This is a genomic window from Tersicoccus phoenicis (assembly GCF_001968835.1).
Taxonomy (GTDB): domain Bacteria; phylum Actinomycetota; class Actinomycetes; order Actinomycetales; family Micrococcaceae; genus Tersicoccus; species Tersicoccus phoenicis.
Genome location: NZ_MRDE01000072.1, coordinates 207,591 through 224,001, shown reverse-complemented (window position 1 = coordinate 224,001; position 16,411 = coordinate 207,591). Strand labels below are relative to the sequence as shown.

Annotated in this window: 18 protein-coding genes; 7 read left to right on the top strand and 11 right to left on the bottom strand. The window is 70.6% G+C overall.

Annotation, left to right across the window (positions count from 1 at the left end):
- Positions 1-16: 16 nt before the first annotated feature.
- From BKD30_RS12205 to BKD30_RS15955, 4 genes are all read right to left on the bottom strand, one after another.
- A complete protein-coding gene (locus BKD30_RS12205) occupies positions 17-1,159 on the bottom strand; it encodes an acetate/propionate family kinase (protein WP_076704913.1) in 1,143 nt (380 codons plus the stop codon).
- Positions 1,160-1,188: 29 nt separating this feature from the next.
- On the bottom strand, positions 1,189-3,279 hold the full coding sequence (gene pta / locus BKD30_RS12200) for a phosphate acetyltransferase (protein WP_076704912.1): 2,091 nt from the start codon (positions 3,277-3,279) through the stop codon (positions 1,189-1,191).
- Between the two features lie 62 nt (positions 3,280-3,341).
- A complete protein-coding gene (locus BKD30_RS12195) occupies positions 3,342-3,653 on the bottom strand; it encodes a type II toxin-antitoxin system PemK/MazF family toxin (RefSeq protein ID WP_076704911.1) in 312 nt (103 codons plus the stop codon).
- Positions 3,653-4,024 (bottom strand): molecular chaperone GrpE, encoded by a 372-nt coding sequence (locus BKD30_RS15955; RefSeq protein ID WP_143588183.1) that lies wholly within the window; start codon positions 4,022-4,024, stop codon positions 3,653-3,655. Before BKD30_RS15955 ends, BKD30_RS12195 begins: the two co-directional genes overlap by 1 nt.
- 52 nt (positions 4,025-4,076) lie before the next feature.
- On the opposite strand from BKD30_RS15955, the gene BKD30_RS12185 reads away from it, so the two are divergent.
- Positions 4,077-4,445, top strand: coding sequence for a thiamine-binding protein (locus BKD30_RS12185; protein WP_076704910.1), 369 nt, complete (start codon positions 4,077-4,079; stop codon positions 4,443-4,445).
- A 37-nt stretch (positions 4,446-4,482) separates the two neighbouring features.
- On the top strand, positions 4,483-5,367 hold the full coding sequence (locus BKD30_RS12180; protein ID WP_076704909.1) for a spermidine synthase: 885 nt from the start codon (positions 4,483-4,485) through the stop codon (positions 5,365-5,367).
- Positions 5,368-5,409: 42 nt separating this feature from the next.
- Here the strand turns inward: BKD30_RS12180 and BKD30_RS12175 are convergent, their stop codons facing one another.
- From BKD30_RS12175 to BKD30_RS12165, 3 genes are all read right to left on the bottom strand, one after another.
- Positions 5,410-5,787 carry a type II toxin-antitoxin system VapC family toxin gene (locus tag BKD30_RS12175; protein WP_076704908.1) on the bottom strand — a complete coding sequence of 126 codons (378 nt, stop codon included), beginning with the start codon at positions 5,785-5,787 and terminating at the stop codon, positions 5,410-5,412.
- Positions 5,784-6,026, bottom strand: coding sequence for a hypothetical protein (locus BKD30_RS12170; protein ID WP_076704907.1), 243 nt, complete (start codon positions 6,024-6,026; stop codon positions 5,784-5,786). The genes BKD30_RS12175 and BKD30_RS12170 overlap by 4 nt, the downstream gene beginning before the upstream one ends.
- Before the next feature lie 62 nt (positions 6,027-6,088).
- Positions 6,089-7,006: a LysR family transcriptional regulator gene (locus BKD30_RS12165; protein ID WP_076705004.1), complete on the bottom strand. Its 918-nt coding sequence runs from the start codon at positions 7,004-7,006 to the stop codon at positions 6,089-6,091.
- Positions 7,007-7,215: 209 nt separating this feature from the next.
- On the opposite strand from BKD30_RS12165, the gene BKD30_RS12160 reads away from it, so the two are divergent.
- From BKD30_RS12160 to BKD30_RS12145, 4 genes are all read left to right on the top strand, one after another.
- A complete protein-coding gene (locus BKD30_RS12160) occupies positions 7,216-8,598 on the top strand; it encodes an MFS transporter (RefSeq protein WP_083956421.1) in 1,383 nt (460 codons plus the stop codon).
- The gene (locus tag BKD30_RS12155) at positions 8,595-9,392 is read left to right on the top strand and encodes a 3-hydroxybutyrate dehydrogenase (protein WP_083956419.1); all 798 of its coding nucleotides are present in this window, start codon (positions 8,595-8,597) and stop codon (positions 9,390-9,392) included. The genes BKD30_RS12160 and BKD30_RS12155 overlap by 4 nt, the downstream gene beginning before the upstream one ends.
- Positions 9,393-9,469: 77 nt before the next feature.
- On the top strand, positions 9,470-10,252 hold the full coding sequence (locus tag BKD30_RS12150) for a CoA transferase subunit A (protein ID WP_076704998.1): 783 nt from the start codon (positions 9,470-9,472) through the stop codon (positions 10,250-10,252).
- Position 10,253: 1 nt separating this feature from the next.
- Entirely contained in the window at positions 10,254-10,883 is a 630-nt protein-coding gene (locus BKD30_RS12145) for a CoA transferase subunit B (RefSeq protein WP_076704906.1), read from the top strand.
- Between the two features lie 158 nt (positions 10,884-11,041).
- On the opposite strand, the gene BKD30_RS12140 is transcribed toward BKD30_RS12145, so the two are convergent.
- On the bottom strand, positions 11,042-12,535 hold the full coding sequence (locus BKD30_RS12140) for an NCS2 family permease (RefSeq protein WP_083956415.1): 1,494 nt from the start codon (positions 12,533-12,535) through the stop codon (positions 11,042-11,044).
- 175 nt (positions 12,536-12,710) lie between these two features.
- Between BKD30_RS12140 and BKD30_RS12135 the strand changes: the two genes are divergently transcribed.
- Entirely contained in the window at positions 12,711-13,682 is a 972-nt protein-coding gene (locus BKD30_RS12135; RefSeq protein ID WP_076704905.1) for a universal stress protein, read from the top strand.
- Between the two features lie 54 nt (positions 13,683-13,736).
- Here the strand turns inward: BKD30_RS12135 and BKD30_RS12130 are convergent, their stop codons facing one another.
- The 3 genes from BKD30_RS12130 to BKD30_RS12120 are packed head-to-tail and all read right to left on the bottom strand — an operon-like array spanning position 13,737 to position 16,392.
- Complete coding sequence (locus BKD30_RS12130) at positions 13,737-14,579, bottom strand: ABC transporter permease subunit (RefSeq protein WP_076704903.1); 843 nt, start codon at positions 14,577-14,579, stop codon at positions 13,737-13,739.
- Complete coding sequence (locus BKD30_RS12125) at positions 14,576-15,691, bottom strand: ABC transporter ATP-binding protein (protein WP_083956414.1); 1,116 nt, start codon at positions 15,689-15,691, stop codon at positions 14,576-14,578. The genes BKD30_RS12130 and BKD30_RS12125 overlap by 4 nt, the downstream gene beginning before the upstream one ends.
- Complete coding sequence (locus tag BKD30_RS12120) at positions 15,688-16,392, bottom strand: TetR/AcrR family transcriptional regulator (protein ID WP_076704901.1); 705 nt, start codon at positions 16,390-16,392, stop codon at positions 15,688-15,690. Before BKD30_RS12120 ends, BKD30_RS12125 begins: the two co-directional genes overlap by 4 nt.
- Positions 16,393-16,411 lie beyond the last annotated feature (19 nt).

Genomic DNA, 16,411 nt, shown 5'->3' with positions numbered 1-16,411 from the left:
ACCGGAACGGCCGACGTCAGTCCCGGACGAGCGCCGCCGTGGCCTCCGCGATGGCGCGCTCCTCGTCGGTCGGCACGACGAGCACCGGGATCGCCGAGTCCGCGCCACTGATTCGCCGCGCGTCCGTGGACCGGATCTCGTTGGCAGCGACGTCGAGCGTGACGCCCATCGCCCCGAGCAGCCCGACCACGCGCGCCCGGAAACCCGATGCGTTCTCGCCGATCCCGGCGGTGAAGACGACGGCCTGCGCGCCGCCGACCGCCACGTGGTACCCGCCGATGTACTTGGCCAACCGGTAACTCGCCACCTCCAGCGCCAGCTCCGCCCGTCGATCGCCGTCGGCAGCAGCCTCGTCCACCGCCCGCATGTCCGACTGTCCGGCCAGACCCTTCAACCCGGACTCCTTGTTCAGCAGCCGGTCCATCTCCTCCGCCGTGTACTTCCCGCGCACGATCAACTGCGTGATCACCGAGGGGTCGACGTCCCCGGACCGGGTGCCCATCACCAGACCCTCGAGCGGGGTGTACCCCATCGACGTGTCGACACTGACGCCGTCACGGATGGCGGTCACCGACGCGCCGTTGCCCAGGTGCGCGACGACGGCGGCGAAGTGGGACCGTTGGATACCCAGGAAGGCAGCCGCCGCGCCGGTGACCAGGTCGTGGCTGGTGCCGTGGAACCCGTACCGTCGCACCCCATGCTCGGTGTAGAGCGAGTCCGGCACCGCGTACCGCCACGCGTATTCGGGCAGGGTGCGGTGGAACGCCGTGTCGAAGACGGCGACCTGCGGCAGGTCCGGCAGCGTCTGGGTGATGGCGCGGATGCCGAGCACGGCGGCCGGGTTGTGCAGGGGGGCGAGCGGGGAGAGCCGCTCGATCTCGCGGGTGATCTCGTTGGTGATCCGCACCGGGCCGCTGAACCGCTCCCCGCCGTGCACCACACGGTGGCCGACGGCGTCGAGCGTGCGGCCGCCGAGCTCGTCGTCGAGCCGGTCCTTGAGGGTGTCCAGCGCGTGCTGGTGGTCCGGCACCTCGACCTCACCGATCCGTTCGATCAGGCCGGAGGTGACGACGTCCCCGGCAGTGTCCGCGGTGTCCGCGACCTCGCGCACCTGGTACTTGATGGAGGAGGATCCGGAGTTCAGCACGAGCACGAGCATCGGGGGGCCTTTCTGTCAGGCGGTGGAGGTCAGTCGGTGGCGGGGGCGGTGTCGCCCTGGCCCTGGATCGCGGTGATCGCCACCGTGTTGACGATGTCCTCGACGGTGCAGCCGCGGGAGAGGTCGTTGACCGGTTTGCGCAGCCCCTGCAGCACGGGCCCGACGGCGACCGCGCCGGAGGACTGCTGCACCGCCTTGTACGTGTTGTTGCCGGTGTTCAGGTCCGGGAAGACGAACACCGTCGCCTGCCCGGCCACGGTCGAACCGGGCAGCTTCGAGGCCGCGACGGAGGCGTTCACCGCGGCGTCGTACTGGATCGGTCCCTCCACGGCCAGGTCGGGCCGGGCGGACCGGACCAGTTCCGTCGCCCGCCGGACCGCGTCGACCGCGCCACCGGCGCCGGAGCCGCCGGTCGAATAGGAGAGCATGGCGACCTTCGGATCGACGCCGAACTGTTCGGCGGTCTGCGCCGAGGCCAGGGCGATGTCGGCGAGCTGCTCCTCGTCCGGCTCCGGGTTGACGGCGCAGTCCCCGTACACCAGCACCCGGTCCGCCAGCAGCATGAAGAACACGCTGGAGACGATCCGCACGTCCGGCCGCGTCTTGACGAACTCCAGGGCCGGGCGAATGGTGTTCGCCGTCGTGTGCGCGGCGCCGGAGACCATGCCGTCCACCTCGCCCAACTGCACCATCATGGTGCCGAAGTAGGAGCCGTCCAGCATCACCTCGCGGGCGCGGGCGACGTCCACGCCCTTGTGGGCGCGCAGCCGGGCGTACTCCTCAGCGAACCGCTCCCGCAGTTCGCTGGTGGCCGGGTCGATGACGGTGATGCCGGACAGGTCCACGCCCTCCCGCGCGGCCACGTCCCGGGCCTCGGCCTCGGACCCGAGCAGGGTCAGGTCGCACACGTCTCGGCGGTGCAGGATCTCCGCCGCGTGGAGGATCCGCGGGTCGGTACCCTCAGGCAGCACGATGTGACGCCGTTGGGAGCGGGCCCGCTCGATCAGCCCGTGCAGGAACCGCAACGGCGTCATCTTCTCCGGCCGGGGCAGGTCGAGCCGGGCCAGCAGCTCGGACCCGTCGACCCGCCGGTGCCACGCGCCGAGGGCGGCCGCGACCTTCCGCGGCTGCCCGGTCGAGAGTTCGCCCTGCACCTGCACCACCGCCCGGGTGGTGGTGAACGTGTCGGCGGCGGTGACGAAGACGGGAAACGCCGCGTGCGTGAGCAACCGGGTGACCAGCGGGTTCGGGGTCAGCCCGTTGGTCAGGATCATCGCCGACGGGACGGGAAACTGGGGGGTCATCGCGGAGGCGGTGGCGGCGAGGATCGCGTCGGAACGGTCGCCGGAGACGATGACGAGATTGCCGTCGTCGAGCACGCTGAGGAAGTTGCCGCCCTCCATGGAGGCGACCTTCACGCCGCTGATGTCCCGGGCGGGCCCCTCCGGGCCCGTCACCGGCGCCAGCCCGAGCGTCTTCTGCATCTCGACCACCGACGGCAGGCCGAGGGATGGGATCTCCGGGATCACGTACACCGGCCGCCGCGTGCTGCCGGGGCGGATCGCCGCCATCACGGCGTCCACGTCGGGCGGCTCCACCCGGTTGACCAGCATCGCCAGGATGGACACGTTCTCCGCCTGCAGGCTGCGCCGGGCGACGTCGACGGCGTCGGCGGCCTCGTCGATCGTCCGACCCCGCCCGCTGACCACGCCGACGACATGGCAGCCGAGATTGTTCGCGAGCCGGCTGTTCAGGTCGAACTCGACGGCCGCGTCCTGGCCGGAGAGATTGGTGCCCTCGACCAGGACGATGTCGCACTCCCGGGCGATCTCCCCGAACAGAGCGACCGAGCGGGCATCGATCTCGTCCCGCTCGCCGGCGATCAGCAGCGCCCGTGCGTCCCGGGCCGTCATGCCGGCGCGGGCAGTGGCCTCCGTGAGGCCGAACGAGGAGCGCATCAGCGCCACCATCGAATCCTCGGCCGGGCTCGACGCCGGGGTGATCGGCCGGAAGAACCCGATCCGGTCGGCCCGCTTGTACAGCGAATCGGCCAGGCCGAGGGAGACGAGGTTCAGGCCGGCGCCCTGCGTCATGGCGCTGACATAGATTCCGCGTGCCATGGTGCTCCTTCGCTCGGATGCCCCCATTGTGGCAGGTGGGCCCACCGAGGAGCTCAGGCGTGTCAGTTCACGCGGAATGCCACCTTGAGCGCACGGTCGACCTTCACCATGGTGTCGAGCGTCAGGGCGCCGGCGCGACGGAGATCGTCATCTGCATAGATCGTCTCGATGTCATCGCAGAGCACGCTCCCGGCAAGGACGTCATCGTGCTGGAGCTGAACGATGCTCTCGAGCGGCGGCTTCCGGCTGGTCGTGATACGGGCGACGAGCGCGCTGCCGAGAGCTCGGTTCCGGGCGTTGTTCGACACGACGAGCCAGGGCTTCTCCCCGTACCCCAGGTCGCAGAAGTACACCTGTCCGCGCACGAACGGCATCAGTCCCGGCCCTTCTTCGTCCGGTGGTGCTCGCGGTCAGCACGACGTGCGCGGGTGGCGGCGGCGAAAGCACGGTCGTCGTCGTCCAGCGTGGCCGCGTAAGCGGCATAGCCGGAGGCGATGACCTCGTCGCGCACGGTTGCCCGGGCAACCGCAAGGAGGCTGGAAATCGTCTGCGCCTCGGAGAGTCGCTCAGGAAGCGGCCCCACGATCGCTTCGACCGCTGCGCGCTCGGGCGATCCGGGAGTGCGCACGAGGTCGGCGAGAGCGAGTTCTGCGGCGTCCACGGGCACGCTCTTGCGAATCACGGCTGGAGAGGACATGTGTCCCAGTCTATCGCCGTGACGCATCCTATGCAGCGCTTTCTGCATCACGGGACTCCGCGGTGTTCGGCGTCCGACAGATCAGTGACAGGCTGGACCCATGATCGTCGCCTTCTCCGTGTCCCCCGCCGGTGCTCCGTCCGACCCCGCGCTGCGCGCCGGTGAGGGGGACGCGTCCGTGCACACCGCCGTCGCCGAAGCCGTCCGGATCGTCCGCGAATCCGGCCTGTCCAACCACACCAGCTCGATGTTCACCGAGATCGAGGGGGAGTGGGACGAGGTGATGGACGTCGTCAAGCGCGCCACCGAGGCCGTCGGGCGTTACGGCAGCCGGGTCTCCCTCGTACTCAAGGCCGACATCCGACCCGGGCACACCGGTGAGCTGACCGGCAAGGTGGAGCGGGTCGAGCGCCTGCTCGACGGCGATTCCGGCACCGGCTCCGGCACGGACCACGACGCCGGCGCGTGATCGCCTCCCCTCCACCGCGACCCCGCCCGGAGTGCTGATGGGCCGACGTCGCCGGGGTCCCGACAAGGACGCAGCGGCCGATGCCGATGCAGCGGACGGTCCCGTCGCCGGCACCTACCCGATCGACACCGGCACCGCCGAACTGCTGCCTGACCCCTACCGGGACGGCGCGTGGCAGTTGCTGGTGAACGGTGTCCTCTCCTCCCACTGGGTGCCGGGGAAGCCGGCCGAGCTGGACTTCGAGTACATGCGGTGGATCGCCGCGCTGCTGCGGGACCGGTTCGACGACGTTTCTTCTGGCGCTGGCGCTGGCGCACCCCTGCGCCTGCTGCACCTCGGCGGCGCCGGATGTTCGCTGGCCCGCTGGGCCAACGCCGTCTACCCGGCCAGCCGGCAGGTCGTCGTCGAGATCGACGCGGCGCTCGCGGCCCTCGTCCGCCGCTGGTTCGACCTGCCCCGCGCCCCGATGCTGCGGCTGCGGGTGGGGGAGGCGCGCGCCGTGACCGAGTCCCTGACCCCCGGCACGCGCGACGTCGTCATCCGCGACGTGTTCGCCGGGGCGGTGACGCCGGGGCCCCTGACCACGGTCGAGTTCACCCGCGCGGTCGACGCGGTGCTGGATGACTCGCCCGGTCATGGCGGCGTCTACGTCGCCAACTGCGGCGACCGGCCTGATCTCGCCCTCGCCCGCGGTGAGGCCGCGACCATCGCCGCCGTCTTCGAGCACACCGTGGCCATCGCGGACCCGCCGATGTTCAAGGGCCGCCGCTGGGGCAACATCATCTTCGCCGGCTCCCACGCGCCGCTCGAGCCCTCCCCGGCGCTGCGCCGTAGCCTGCTCACCGACGCCGTGCCCGCGCAAGTGTGGGACGACGCGCAGGTACGCCGCTTCGCCGCCGGCTCCCGCCCGCGGGTCGACTGACGAAGGCCGTCCTTTCGCCGGTATGCGCGCGTCGCGGCCGGTTCACACCAGGTCGATCCGGCACCGAGGCCCGGGAGCCCGAGCCAGTCGGGTGTCCGTGGTCAGCAACGCACTGGCACCGGTCGATTCCGCCAGAGCGACGTACGTGGCGTCGTAACCGCTCAGATTGTGCCTCAACTCCCAGATCCGCGGCCGGAGCCAGTCGGCCGGAAACCTGGTCAGCGTCAGCTCGATGAAACCCTCCAGCGCGAGGACCCCTTGCTCCTCACTGAGCGCGCCGCGGCTGACCAGGCCACGCAGCACATGAGTCACTTCACTGTCGATCAGGTGCGGACTCGCCAGTTCTTCGCCGCCCAGCTTCCCCGGGTCGAGCCCTCCGGCGAGCAGTTCGACGACGACGCCGGCGTCAACAATCTTCAATCGCCGCGTCCGTCGTGCAGAACGGCCAGGATGGTGTCGCGGTCCGATCGACCCCGCACGCGTTCCTGCGTGCGGCGGACGACCTCGACGTTGTCGCGCACGATCTGTGCACGCCTGGCGAGATGCTCCAACTCGCGCTGCATGTACCTGGTCAGCGACAGCCCTTCCGCCCGAGCGGCCCGAGCGATGGCGTCGTGCACGTCGTCGGGAACGTCGCGGATGTGCATGACTTTCGGCATGCGGCAACCGTACACCCGCGTGGGTGCATATTGCACCCACGGCCGACCGCGCGGCACACACGTCACCCGGGGGGCAGCAGCGCCTCCCGCATCCGGTCCACTTGCGCCCGCAACTCCGTCACGAACGCCGCGACCGTCGGCTGCCGGAGCGCCTCCCGCCGGCTGACCAGCCAGTACCCCAGCGTCTCGGACACCACGGCCGGGAACAGCCGGACCAGGTCCTCGTGCCGGTCCGCGATGAAGCAGGGCAGCAGGCCGAGCCCGGCGCCGCCGCGGGTCGCCTCCACGTGCACGAACACGTTCGTCGAGGTCAGAGCGTCGCGCATGGCCGGCAGGATCCGCGGCGCCGCGTCCAGCGGGTCCACGCTGAGCATCGAGTCGATGAAGTAGATCAGCGGTGCCCCGGTCAACTCGGCCACGGACGAGGGCGTCCCGTGCTCGGCCAGCCACGCACGCGACCCGTAGAGTCCCAACCGGTAGTCGGCGAGCCACAGCGCCTCCGCCCGCCGGACCTCGGGTCTGCCGACCACCACCTCCAGATCCAGCCCGGCCCGGTGCTGCAGGGCGCGGCGGGTGGTGGTGACGATCTCGACGGCGATGCTCGGGTGCCGCCGCCGCAGCCGGGCGACCGCGGGCGGCACGACCAGCGCGCTGAACCCGTCGGTGGCGCTGAGCCGGATCACCCCGCTCAGCGCGGGCGCCTCCCGGTCGCCGCGCAACCGGTCGACGGCGGCCTCGACCTGCTCGGCCTCCGCCAGCGCGGACCGGCCCAGTTCGGTCAGCTCCCAGCCCGACGGCGACCGGACCAGCAGCCGCCCGCCGAGTCGACCCTCCAGGGCGGCCACCCGCCGGGAGACAGTCGTGTGGTTCATGCCCAGATCGTCGGCGGCGGTGACATAGGTCCCGGACCGGGCGACTGCCAGGAAGACGAGCAGGTCGTCTGCGATCGGAGCAGCTGCAGGCAGGGGACCGAGTGCCATGGTCTGCATTCTTGCAGATCGCTTCTGCTGTCCTGGTCATTGCCGCGGCCACCCGGTGCCTCCCTACACTGCTGACAACCGGTGGCATGGATCACATCGGTACCCGTCCACTCGCACCGGCCGGGCCACCCCTCGCACCGGCGTCAACGACGACCTCGCTAGGACGACCATCCGGGATCCGGGATGATGCCGTCAGTCAGGAGCACACCATGAGCACGCCGAGCAACGTGGCCGCCACGTCCGCCGCCCGCGATCCCCATCCCAGCCGCCGAGACCTCCGTCGCGTCGTCGCTGCGTCCATGGCGGGCACCGTCGTGGAGTGGTACGAGTTCTTCCTCTACGCCTCCGCCGCGGCCCTCGTCTTCAACAAGACGTTCTTCCCGCAGGGCACGAGCGAGATCGACGGCTTCATCCAGATCATGCTCACCTATGCGGTGGGCTTCATCGCCCGGCCCCTGGGCGGCATCGTCTTCGGCCACTTCGGCGACAGGTTCGGCCGCAAGTATCTGCTCCAGGTGGCGATCATCCTGGTCGGCGTCTCGACCTTCCTGATGGGTTGCCTGCCGGACTTCGCCACCATCGGCTACGCCGCGCCGCTGCTGCTGGTGGTCCTTCGATTCCTGCAGGGCTTCGCCGTCGGCGGGGAGTGGGGCGGTGCCGTGCTGCTCGTGGCCGAGCACGCCCCGAACCGGCGCCGGGGCTTCTGGGCCGCGTGGCCGCAGGCCGCCGTCCCGGGTGGCAACCTGCTCGCCACCGCCGTGCTGTGGATCCTCTCGACCACACTGACCAGCGCCCAGTTCCTCGGCTGGGGCTGGCGGATCGCCTTCTGGCTCTCCGCCGTGATCGTCGTCGTCGGTTACTACATCCGCACCCGCATCACCGACGCGCCGATCTTCGCGCAGGTACAGAGCGAGGTCGAGGAGTCGAAGGCCCAGTCCTACGGCGTCGTCGAGGTGTTCCGCCGCTACCCCAAGGGCGTGTTCGGCGCTATGGGCCTGCGCCTGGCCGAGAACATCATGTACTACTTGGTGGTCACCTTCTCGCTGTTCTACCTGACGCAGCTCAAGGTCAACACCGCCGAGATCCTCGGTCTGATGTTCATCGCGCACGTCATTCACTTCATCACCGTGCCGCTGTGGGGCGGGCTGACCGACCGCATCGGCCGCCGCCCCGTCTACGCCGTCGGGGCCGTCCTCTCCGCCACGTGGGGCTTCTTCGCGTTCCCGATGTTCGACACGCGCAGCACCGTCGTCATCCTCGCCGCCATCGTCATCGGCCTGCTGTTCCACGGCCTGATGTACGCGGGGCAGCCGGCCATCATGGCGGAGATGTTCCCGACGCGGATGCGCTACTCCGGCGTCTCCCTCGGCTATCAGGTCACCTCGCTGATCGCCGGCTCCCTCGCCCCGACCATCGGTGCGTGGCTGCTCAAGGAGTTCGAGTCGTCCGTGCCGATCGCGATCTACCTCGCCCTCGCCTGCGTCGTCACGTTGGCCTCCGTCGCCTGGATCCGCGAGACTCGAGGAATCTCCCTACACGACGTCGACGACGAGGACCGGCAGCGCCTGCTGGCCGAGAAGGGAACCGCGTGAGCACCTCGTCCCCCACCAGCACCACCCTCGCGCCCGCCGCGGCGGCCGACCTGACCGGGCGGACCGCCCTGGTCACCGGCGCCGCGAGCGGCATCGGGTCCGCCATCGCCCGGGCACTGGCCGACCGGGGCGCGCACGTCATCGCCGCCGACCGGGACGACGACGGCGTCCGGGACGTCGCCGGCCAGATCGGCGGGACGCCGTGGACCGTGGACCTGACCGACCTGGCGGTACTGGACCGGCCCCCCGCCGACGCGGCGATCGACATCCTGGTCAACAACGCCGGCATCCAGCACGTCAGTCCGATCGAGCAGTTCGACCCGGCCGACTTCTCCCGGATCATCACCCTGATGCTCGAAGCCCCGTTCATGCTGATCCGGTCCGTCCTTCCGCACATGTACGCGCGGGGCTGGGGCCGGATCGTCAACATCTCCTCCGTGCACGGGTTGCGTGCGTCCGCCTACAAGAGCGCATACGTCGCCGCCAAACACGGCCTCGAGGGGCTGTCGAAGACGACGGCCCTGGAGGGCGGCCCGCACGGCGTCACCAGCAACTGCATCAACCCCGCCTACGTCAACACGCCGCTCGTGCAGCAGCAGATCGCCGACCAGGCGCAGGTGCACGGGCTGGCGGAACACGAGGTGGTCGAGCGGATCATGCTGGCGGAGAGCAGCATCAAGCGGCTCGTAGAGCCGGAGGAGGTGGCATCGTTGGCCCTGTGGCTGGTCTCCGAGCACGCGGGGATGGTGACCGGCGCCTCGTACACGATGGACGGCGGATGGAGCGCACGGTGAGTCAGGACAGCACGGTGGATCACGGCACGGGGACGGCCGGCGCAGCGGGAACGCTCGCGCAGCGGCCCGGCAGCAAGGTGGTCGCCACCATCGAGGAGGCCGTCGCCGGCATCGGCGACGGCGCCCTGCTCGCCGTCGGCGGGTTCGGGCTGTGCGGCGTGCCGCAGATCCTCATCGACGGCGTCCTCGCCTCGGGTGCGACGGACCTGGCCATCGCCTCCAACAACTGCGGGGTCGACGAGGCCGGTCTCGGCGTGCTGCTGATGGCCGGCCGGATCCGGAAGATGTACTCCTCCTACGTCGGGGAGAACAAGGAGTTCGCCCGCCAGTTCCTCTCCGGCGAGCTCGAGGTGGAACTGATGCCGCAGGGCACCCTGGCCGAGAAGCTGCGGGCCGGCGGCTCCGGCATCGCCGCGTTCTTCACCCAGGCCGGCGTCGGCACGCAGATCGCCGACGGGGGGCTGCCCCGCCGGTACGACGGCGACGGCGGCGTCGCGCTCGCCTCGCCGCCAAAGGAAGTGCGGGAGTTCAGCCACGGCGGCACCGCCACGGAGTTCGTCCTCGAGGAAGCGATCGTCGCCGACTACGCGCTCGTGCACGCGCTGAAGGCGGACCTCTACGGCAACCTCGTGTTCAACAAGGCGGCCCGGAACTTCAACCCGCTGGCCGCGATGGCCGGGAAGGTCTGCATCGTCCAGGCCGAGGAGGTGGTCGAACCGGGCGAGCTGGACCCGGACCAGATCCACCTGCCGGGCGTGTACGTGCACCGGGTGCTGCCCGTCGGTGCGGACATCACCAAGCCGATCGAGAAGCGCACTATCACTGCCGCGGGCACTGCCGCGCGCGACGGAGGGAACTGACATGGCCTGGACCCGTGAGCAGATGGCGGCCCGGGCCGCGCAGGAACTGCCCGACGGCGCGTTCGTCAACCTCGGCATCGGGCTGCCCACCCTGGTGCCCAACTACATCCCCGAGGGCCGGTTCATCATGTTCCAGTCCGAGAACGGCATCCTCGGCGTCGGCCCGTACCCGACCGAGGACACCGTCGACCCCGACCTCATCAACGCCGGCAAGGAGACGGTGACGACGCTGCCCGGTGCTTCCTTCTTCGACTCCGCGACCAGCTTCGGCATGATCCGTGGCGGCAAGATCGACGTGGCCATTCTCGGCGGCATGCAGGTCTCCGCCGCCGGGGACCTGGCGAACTGGATGATCCCGGGCAAGATGGTCAAGGGGATGGGCGGCGCCATGGATCTGGTGCACGGTGCCCGGAAACGGATCGTGCTGATGGAGCACTGCGCGAAGGACGGCTCCCCGAAGATCTTGGCCGAGTGCGATCTGCCGCTGACCGGGGCGAAGGTGATCAACCGGATCATCACCGATCTCGGGGTCCTCGACGTCACCGACGACGGGCTCGCCCTCGTCGAACTGGCCCCCGACGTCACCGCCGAGGAGCTGGTCGAGCGGACCGGGGCGCCCGTCGCCGTCTGAGGGGGCCTCTCGGCGCTCTCGGCGCGAACCCGACCGCCGAGTGTGCGGCAATTGCGCTCATCCGGCGGTGATGGCGACGCCGTCCGTACACTCGGCGCGAACCCGACCTCCCACGTCGTCCGTACACTCGCGGGAGTTGCTGTGCGCGGGCTGGAACGTCAGGAGATGCCGGCGGCCTGCTGGATGGCGCCGACGGCGAAGAACAGGACGAACGCGCCGGCCACCGCGTACATCAGCGGGTGGATGTCGCGGGCACGGCCCTGCACCAGGCGGATCAGGGTGTAGGAGACGAATCCGGCGCCGAGACCGTTGGCGATCGAGTAGGTGAACGGCATCAGGGCGAAGGTGAGGAACGCGGGCAGCGCGATCCCCACGTCGCTCCAGTCGATGCGCCCGACCTGGGAGGCCATCATGAATCCGACGACGACGAGCGCGGGAGCCACGGCCTCGAACGGCACCAGGTAGATCAGCGGCGTCAGGAACATGGCGAGCAGGAACAGGACGCCGGTGACGACGTTGGCCAGGCCGGTGCGGGCGCCTTCCCCGATCCCGGCCCCGGACTCGACGAAGATCTGATTGGAGGAGATCGAGGCGCCGCCGCCGGCGACCGCGCCGAGCGCGTCCACCAGCAGCACCCGGTTGACCCGCGGCAGGTTCCCGTGCTCGTCGGTCAACCCGGCCTCGTTGCCCAGCCCGACCATGGTGCCCATGGCGTCGAAGAAGATGCTGAGCAGGATCACGAACGCGAGCAGCAGCGCCGAGACGCCCCCGAGCTGAGTGAAGGAACCGAAGAGACTGACGTTTCCGATCAAGCTCAGGTCCGGAGCCGACCACGCCGGCATGGACGGGACCACGAGGGACCAGCCCTGCTGGTTCGGCGGGGTGTCCGGTCCCAGGAAGGTGGGGCCGATGCGGAAGACGGACTCGAGAATGTTGGCGAGCACGGTGGCCGCGATGATGCCGATCAGAATGGCGCCGCGCACTTTCCTGACCACCAGGGCGATGGTCAGGGCGAGGCCGAACAGGAACACCAGGGTCGGCCAGCCGACCAGTTTGCCGTCGAAGCCGAGGCCGACCGGGACGGTGGTACCCGCCGCGTCCGGGACGCGGCGCACGAACCCGGCGTTGACCAGACCGATCAAGGCGATGAACAGGCCGATGCCGACGACGATCGCCGTCTTCAGGCCCTCCGGGACCGCGCGGAACACCGCCTCCCGGAAGCCGGTGGCGACCAGGAGCAGCATGGCCAGGCCGGCGAGGATGACGAGGCCCATCATATCGGGCCAGGTCAGACCGGGCTGGGTCGCCACCGTGATGGACACCAGGGCGTTCACGCCCAGGCCCGTCGCGATGGCGAACGGGTATTTGGCCCACAGGCCCATCAGCAGCGTCATGATGCCGGCCACCAGTGCCGTGACGGCGGCGACGCGCGGGATGCCCAGCATGTTCCCGGCCGAGTCGGGACCCGCGAGGACGAGCGGGTTGAGTACGACGATGTAACTCATCGCGAAGAAGGTGGCCAGCCCGCCGCGGACCTCGCGGGGCACCGTCGAACCCCGGGCGCTGATGTGGAAGAACCGGTCGACACGGCCGTGGGGCCGCGTTGTCGCTTCGGCGCCGGTGCCAGCCGGTGCCGGTGAGTGTGCGCGCATAGCTGTTGCCCTTCGCCCGTGCCGAGTGCTCAAGAATCGTAACCGTTCGATCACGTTTGCTCTCCTCCTCGCGTCATCCGCGTGATGAACGCCACGATCCCGACAGGCACGACGGTACGCTCGGGGCACGAGCACAAGTTTTCGCAAACCGTAGATCACAGGAAGCGAGGATGCCATGACCGACCAGCCCCGGACCGGCACACCCGAGCCCCCAATGGGCACCGGCCCGTCCGAGCCGCTCCCGGTGGTGGTCGGTGTCGACGGGTCCGACCACAGCCTCGCTGCCCTGGACTGGGCGGTTGCGGCGGCACGGAGCCGGCAGGCGCCGCTCGTCGCCCTGATCGCGTACAGCGTGCCGATCTTCGCCGCGTCCGGCATGGACGGCGGTTACGCCTCGATCGACGACGCCGTCATCCGGGACGGTGCGAACGCCGTGCTGACCGCGGCCCTGAAGGGAGTCGACGCCTCCGGTGTCGACGTGCGGGTCGCGGTGGAATCCGGTGACGCCGCCGGGGTGCTGCTCTCGTGGTCGGAGCGGGCCCAGCTGCTCGTCGTCGGCTCTCGCGGGCGCGGCGGCTTCGTGGGTCGGTTGCTCGGCTCCGTCAGCGGTGCCCTGCCGGCGCACGCCCGCTGCCCGGTCGTCACCGTGCCCCCGGCCGACAAGCGGGCCGATCGGGTGGAGGACGTCGTCGTCGCCGCGGTGGACGGGTCCGAGCACGCCCGGATGGCCGTGCTCGTCGCCGCCGAGGAAGCCACGCGCGCCCACCTGCCGCTGCGCCTGCTGTGCGCGCTGCCGCCGATCACCGCCACGATGGCGTGGGTGCCCGCCCCGCTGGACCGCGACGGCATGCGCAACGACGTGAACGAGCAGATGATCGCCGGGACGCGCTGGTTGGGCCATCACTTCCCGGACCTGGACATCTCCTACGAGCTCATCGACGGTGTCCCGGTCGACGTCGTCGTGGCCGCCTCGGCGTCGGTGCGACTGGTTGTGCTCGGCACCCGCGGCCGCGGGGGATTCGCCGGCATGCTCCTCGGCTCGACCAGCCGCGGAGTGCAGGCGCACGCTCGGGGCCCCGTCATGGTGGTGCCCGACCGGGACGACCCGCGCCTGGCCGATCGCCCGTCGTACGGTCCGATGGCCTGACCACCGGACCAAGCCGATCCCGTCGCTGACCTTCCCGGGCAGCGACGGGGCCGGTCAGCGGCCGACGTCACGACGGGTGAAAGCCGCGGCGGCGACGGCGACGAGGATCGCGATCGCCACCGCGAACGCCAGCAGGACGCCGCCGTCGGCGCCGTTGGCCAGCGGACCCGGCCCGAACACCGCGTGGTACGGGGAGTAGGCCTGCAGGCCCGCCAGGTCGGGTGACTGATTGCCCAGCGCGTTGAACACGTAGCCGAGGACGGCCACGGCGGTGCCCGCGCCGATGCCCCAGACGCGGCGGCCGGTCACGGCACCCGCCGTCAGCGCGACCGTGCCGGTCAGCAGCGCCAGCAGCCCGAACTCGAGGCACATGCCCGCCAGGTGCACCGGATCCAGGCCCAGCCGGGACGGCCCGTTCAGGGCGAGGACGACGACGAACACCACGACGGTCAGCACGGCGATCCGCACGACGAGGGCGGCGAACCGTTCGAGCACCACCTGCGTGCGCGTGACGCCGTGGGCGAGGGTGAGTTCGAGCTGGCCCGATTCCTCGTCGCCGCCCACCGCCGCCGCTCCCCAGGCGATGACGGCGATCGTCGTCAGGACGAAGCCCATCAGCCCGAAGAAGGTCGACTGGGTGTAGCCGGGCCCGGTGCCGATCTGGTCGTAGTTCAAGGTCCGGACCAGTTCCTTCGGAAGCGACGAGATCAGCTGTTGCATCTGCGCGGTGCCGCCGATGGAGGGGAACAGCGGCAGGTACAGGAACAACACCGCGCTCAGGCCGACGCACCAGCCCACCAGCGAACGCCAGCTGCTCTCCAGGGCCACCGCGAACAGCGGCAACGGCCGGGTACTCGTCCACCGTGAATCGGCGACCCTCGCTCCGGTGCTTCTCATCGCGCCACCTCGTCCGAATCACCGGCACCGACCGCCGCGTCGCCCGGCACGAGCGCCGGCCGGTCCGTTCCGTAGAGCCGCAACACGGCGTCCTGCAGATCGGGCTCCTCCAGCACCAGGTCGTGCACCGGCAGGGTGGCGAGTGCGCGGAGCAGGGGCCGTATCGGGCCGCCCAGTTCCGCCTGCACGTCCGCGAGGCCGTCGCGGACGTGCCGCGTCACCGCGGTCAGGCCGGATTCCGCCAGGTCGGCGTCGAGCGCTCGCTCGTCGCGGGTCTCCACCTGCAGCCGCACCCGGCGCACGGCCGACCGGCGCAGCACCTCCACCCCGGCGACCTCGACCACGACCCCGTCCCGCAGGATCACAACGGCGTCGGCGGCCTCCTGGATCTCGCTGATCACGTGAGACGAGAGCAGCACGGTGCGGCCCTCGTCGCGCACCTCCTTGACCATGCCGAGGAACTCCCGCTGGATCAGCGGGTCGAGTCCGCTGGTCGGCTCGTCCAGGATGAGCACCTCGGGGTCGTGCATGAACGCCTGGATCAGCCCCAGCTTCTGCTTGTTCCCCTTGGACAACTTGCGGACGGGCCGATCGAGGTCGATCCGGAGCCGCTCGGCCAGTTCGTCGATCCGGCCGGGAGGCACCGGGCCGGAGACGGCGGCGTAGTGGGAGAGCAGTCGGCGTCCGGTGATCCGGCCCTGCAGGATCAACTCACCGGGCAGGTAGCCGATCCGTCTCCTCAGGTCGGGGCCGCCGGTGCGGCTGTCCGTGCCGGCGACCGCCGTGCGACCCGAGGTGGACCGGATGATGTCGAGCAGGATCCGCATGGTCGTCGTCTTGCCGGCTCCGTTCGGGCCGATCAGCCCGTACACGCTGCCGCGCGGGACGGTGAAGTCCACGGCGCGAAGCGCATCGTGCCGGCCGAAGCGCTTGGTCAGGCTCACGACGTCGATGGCGTTCGCCGTCGAACCGGACCGGCCCTGCGCCCTCGTCGATGCCAGCGCCTTGGTCGGTCCCGGGGCCGTGGCCGGTTCCCGGTCAGCCGGCGCCGCGATCGGTGCCGGGGCGGCAGGTACTGGTGTCGCCGTCGATGTTCGATGCCGTCCGCTCATCGTGTGCTTCCTTCCGGTCCGGCTTCGGTGCCGTGGCTACCGGCGCCGTCGAGAGCGGCGAGGGAGTCCTCGGTGATCCGGCGGACGGTTTCGTCGGTGTACAGACCCTCGGTGTAGAGCTGCAGCAGTGGCCCGGTGAGCCGGCGCAGGACCGTCGGCCCGAAGGCCGGCTCCCCGAGGGTGCGGGCGATCTGGTCGGGCAGCAGCAGCATGGCCAAGCTGCCCATCGCCATCACGACGGCGGTGGCCCGGGCGTCGTCCACCGGGCGCAGCGTTCCGTCGGCGACGCCGGCGTGGACGTACTGCTCGGTCTCGGTGATCATCGTGTCGATGAACCCGGCCCCGGTCGGCGTTCCCTCGGTCACCGCGCGCGCCATGTAGTCCATCGGCACCCGGGTGGCGGCCGGATCGGCGACGAACGACGCGATGACCTCGCGCAACCCGTCCGTGCTCGCCTCGGCGCGGGCCCGCTGAACGAACCACGCGAGCACGTACTCGTCGCACTGCCGGCGCAGCCCGTCCTTGCTGCCGAAGTGATGGATGAGCAGACCGGGGCTGACCCCGGCGTCGGCCGCGACCGCGCGCATGGTGGTCCGGTGGAAGCCCTCCCGGGCGAAGCGGGCGACCGCCGCGTCGCGGATCCGCGCCCGGGTGGTGAGGTCGTCACCGCCGGACCGCTCGGTTCCGCATGTTGAACGCATGTTCAGTACGCTAAACACT

Coding starts and splice junctions, on each gene's coding strand:
- BKD30_RS12130 (WP_076704903.1), bottom strand. CDS start 14,579: ATGAGAAGCACCGGAGCGAGGGTCGCCGATTCACGGTGGACGAGTACC.
- BKD30_RS12205 (WP_076704913.1), bottom strand. CDS start 1,159: ATGCTCGTGCTCGTGCTGAACTCCGGATCCTCCTCCATCAAGTACCAG.
- BKD30_RS12180 (WP_076704909.1), top strand. CDS start 4,483: ATGGGCCGACGTCGCCGGGGTCCCGACAAGGACGCAGCGGCCGATGCC.
- BKD30_RS12185 (WP_076704910.1), top strand. CDS start 4,077: ATGATCGTCGCCTTCTCCGTGTCCCCCGCCGGTGCTCCGTCCGACCCC.
- BKD30_RS12160 (WP_083956421.1), top strand. CDS start 7,216: ATGAGCACGCCGAGCAACGTGGCCGCCACGTCCGCCGCCCGCGATCCC.
- BKD30_RS12125 (WP_083956414.1), bottom strand. CDS start 15,691: ATGAGCGGACGGCATCGAACATCGACGGCGACACCAGTACCTGCCGCC.
- BKD30_RS12145 (WP_076704906.1), top strand. CDS start 10,254: ATGGCCTGGACCCGTGAGCAGATGGCGGCCCGGGCCGCGCAGGAACTG.
- BKD30_RS12120 (WP_076704901.1), bottom strand. CDS start 16,392: ATGCGTTCAACATGCGGAACCGAGCGGTCCGGCGGTGACGACCTCACC.
- BKD30_RS12140 (WP_083956415.1), bottom strand. CDS start 12,535: ATGCGCGCACACTCACCGGCACCGGCTGGCACCGGCGCCGAAGCGACA.
- BKD30_RS12170 (WP_076704907.1), bottom strand. CDS start 6,026: ATGCCGAAAGTCATGCACATCCGCGACGTTCCCGACGACGTGCACGAC.
- BKD30_RS12165 (WP_076705004.1), bottom strand. CDS start 7,006: ATGGCACTCGGTCCCCTGCCTGCAGCTGCTCCGATCGCAGACGACCTG.
- BKD30_RS12135 (WP_076704905.1), top strand. CDS start 12,711: ATGACCGACCAGCCCCGGACCGGCACACCCGAGCCCCCAATGGGCACC.
- pta (WP_076704912.1), bottom strand. CDS start 3,279: ATGGCACGCGGAATCTATGTCAGCGCCATGACGCAGGGCGCCGGCCTG.
- BKD30_RS15955 (WP_143588183.1), bottom strand. CDS start 4,024: ATGCAGAAAGCGCTGCATAGGATGCGTCACGGCGATAGACTGGGACAC.
- BKD30_RS12195 (WP_076704911.1), bottom strand. CDS start 3,653: ATGCCGTTCGTGCGCGGACAGGTGTACTTCTGCGACCTGGGGTACGGG.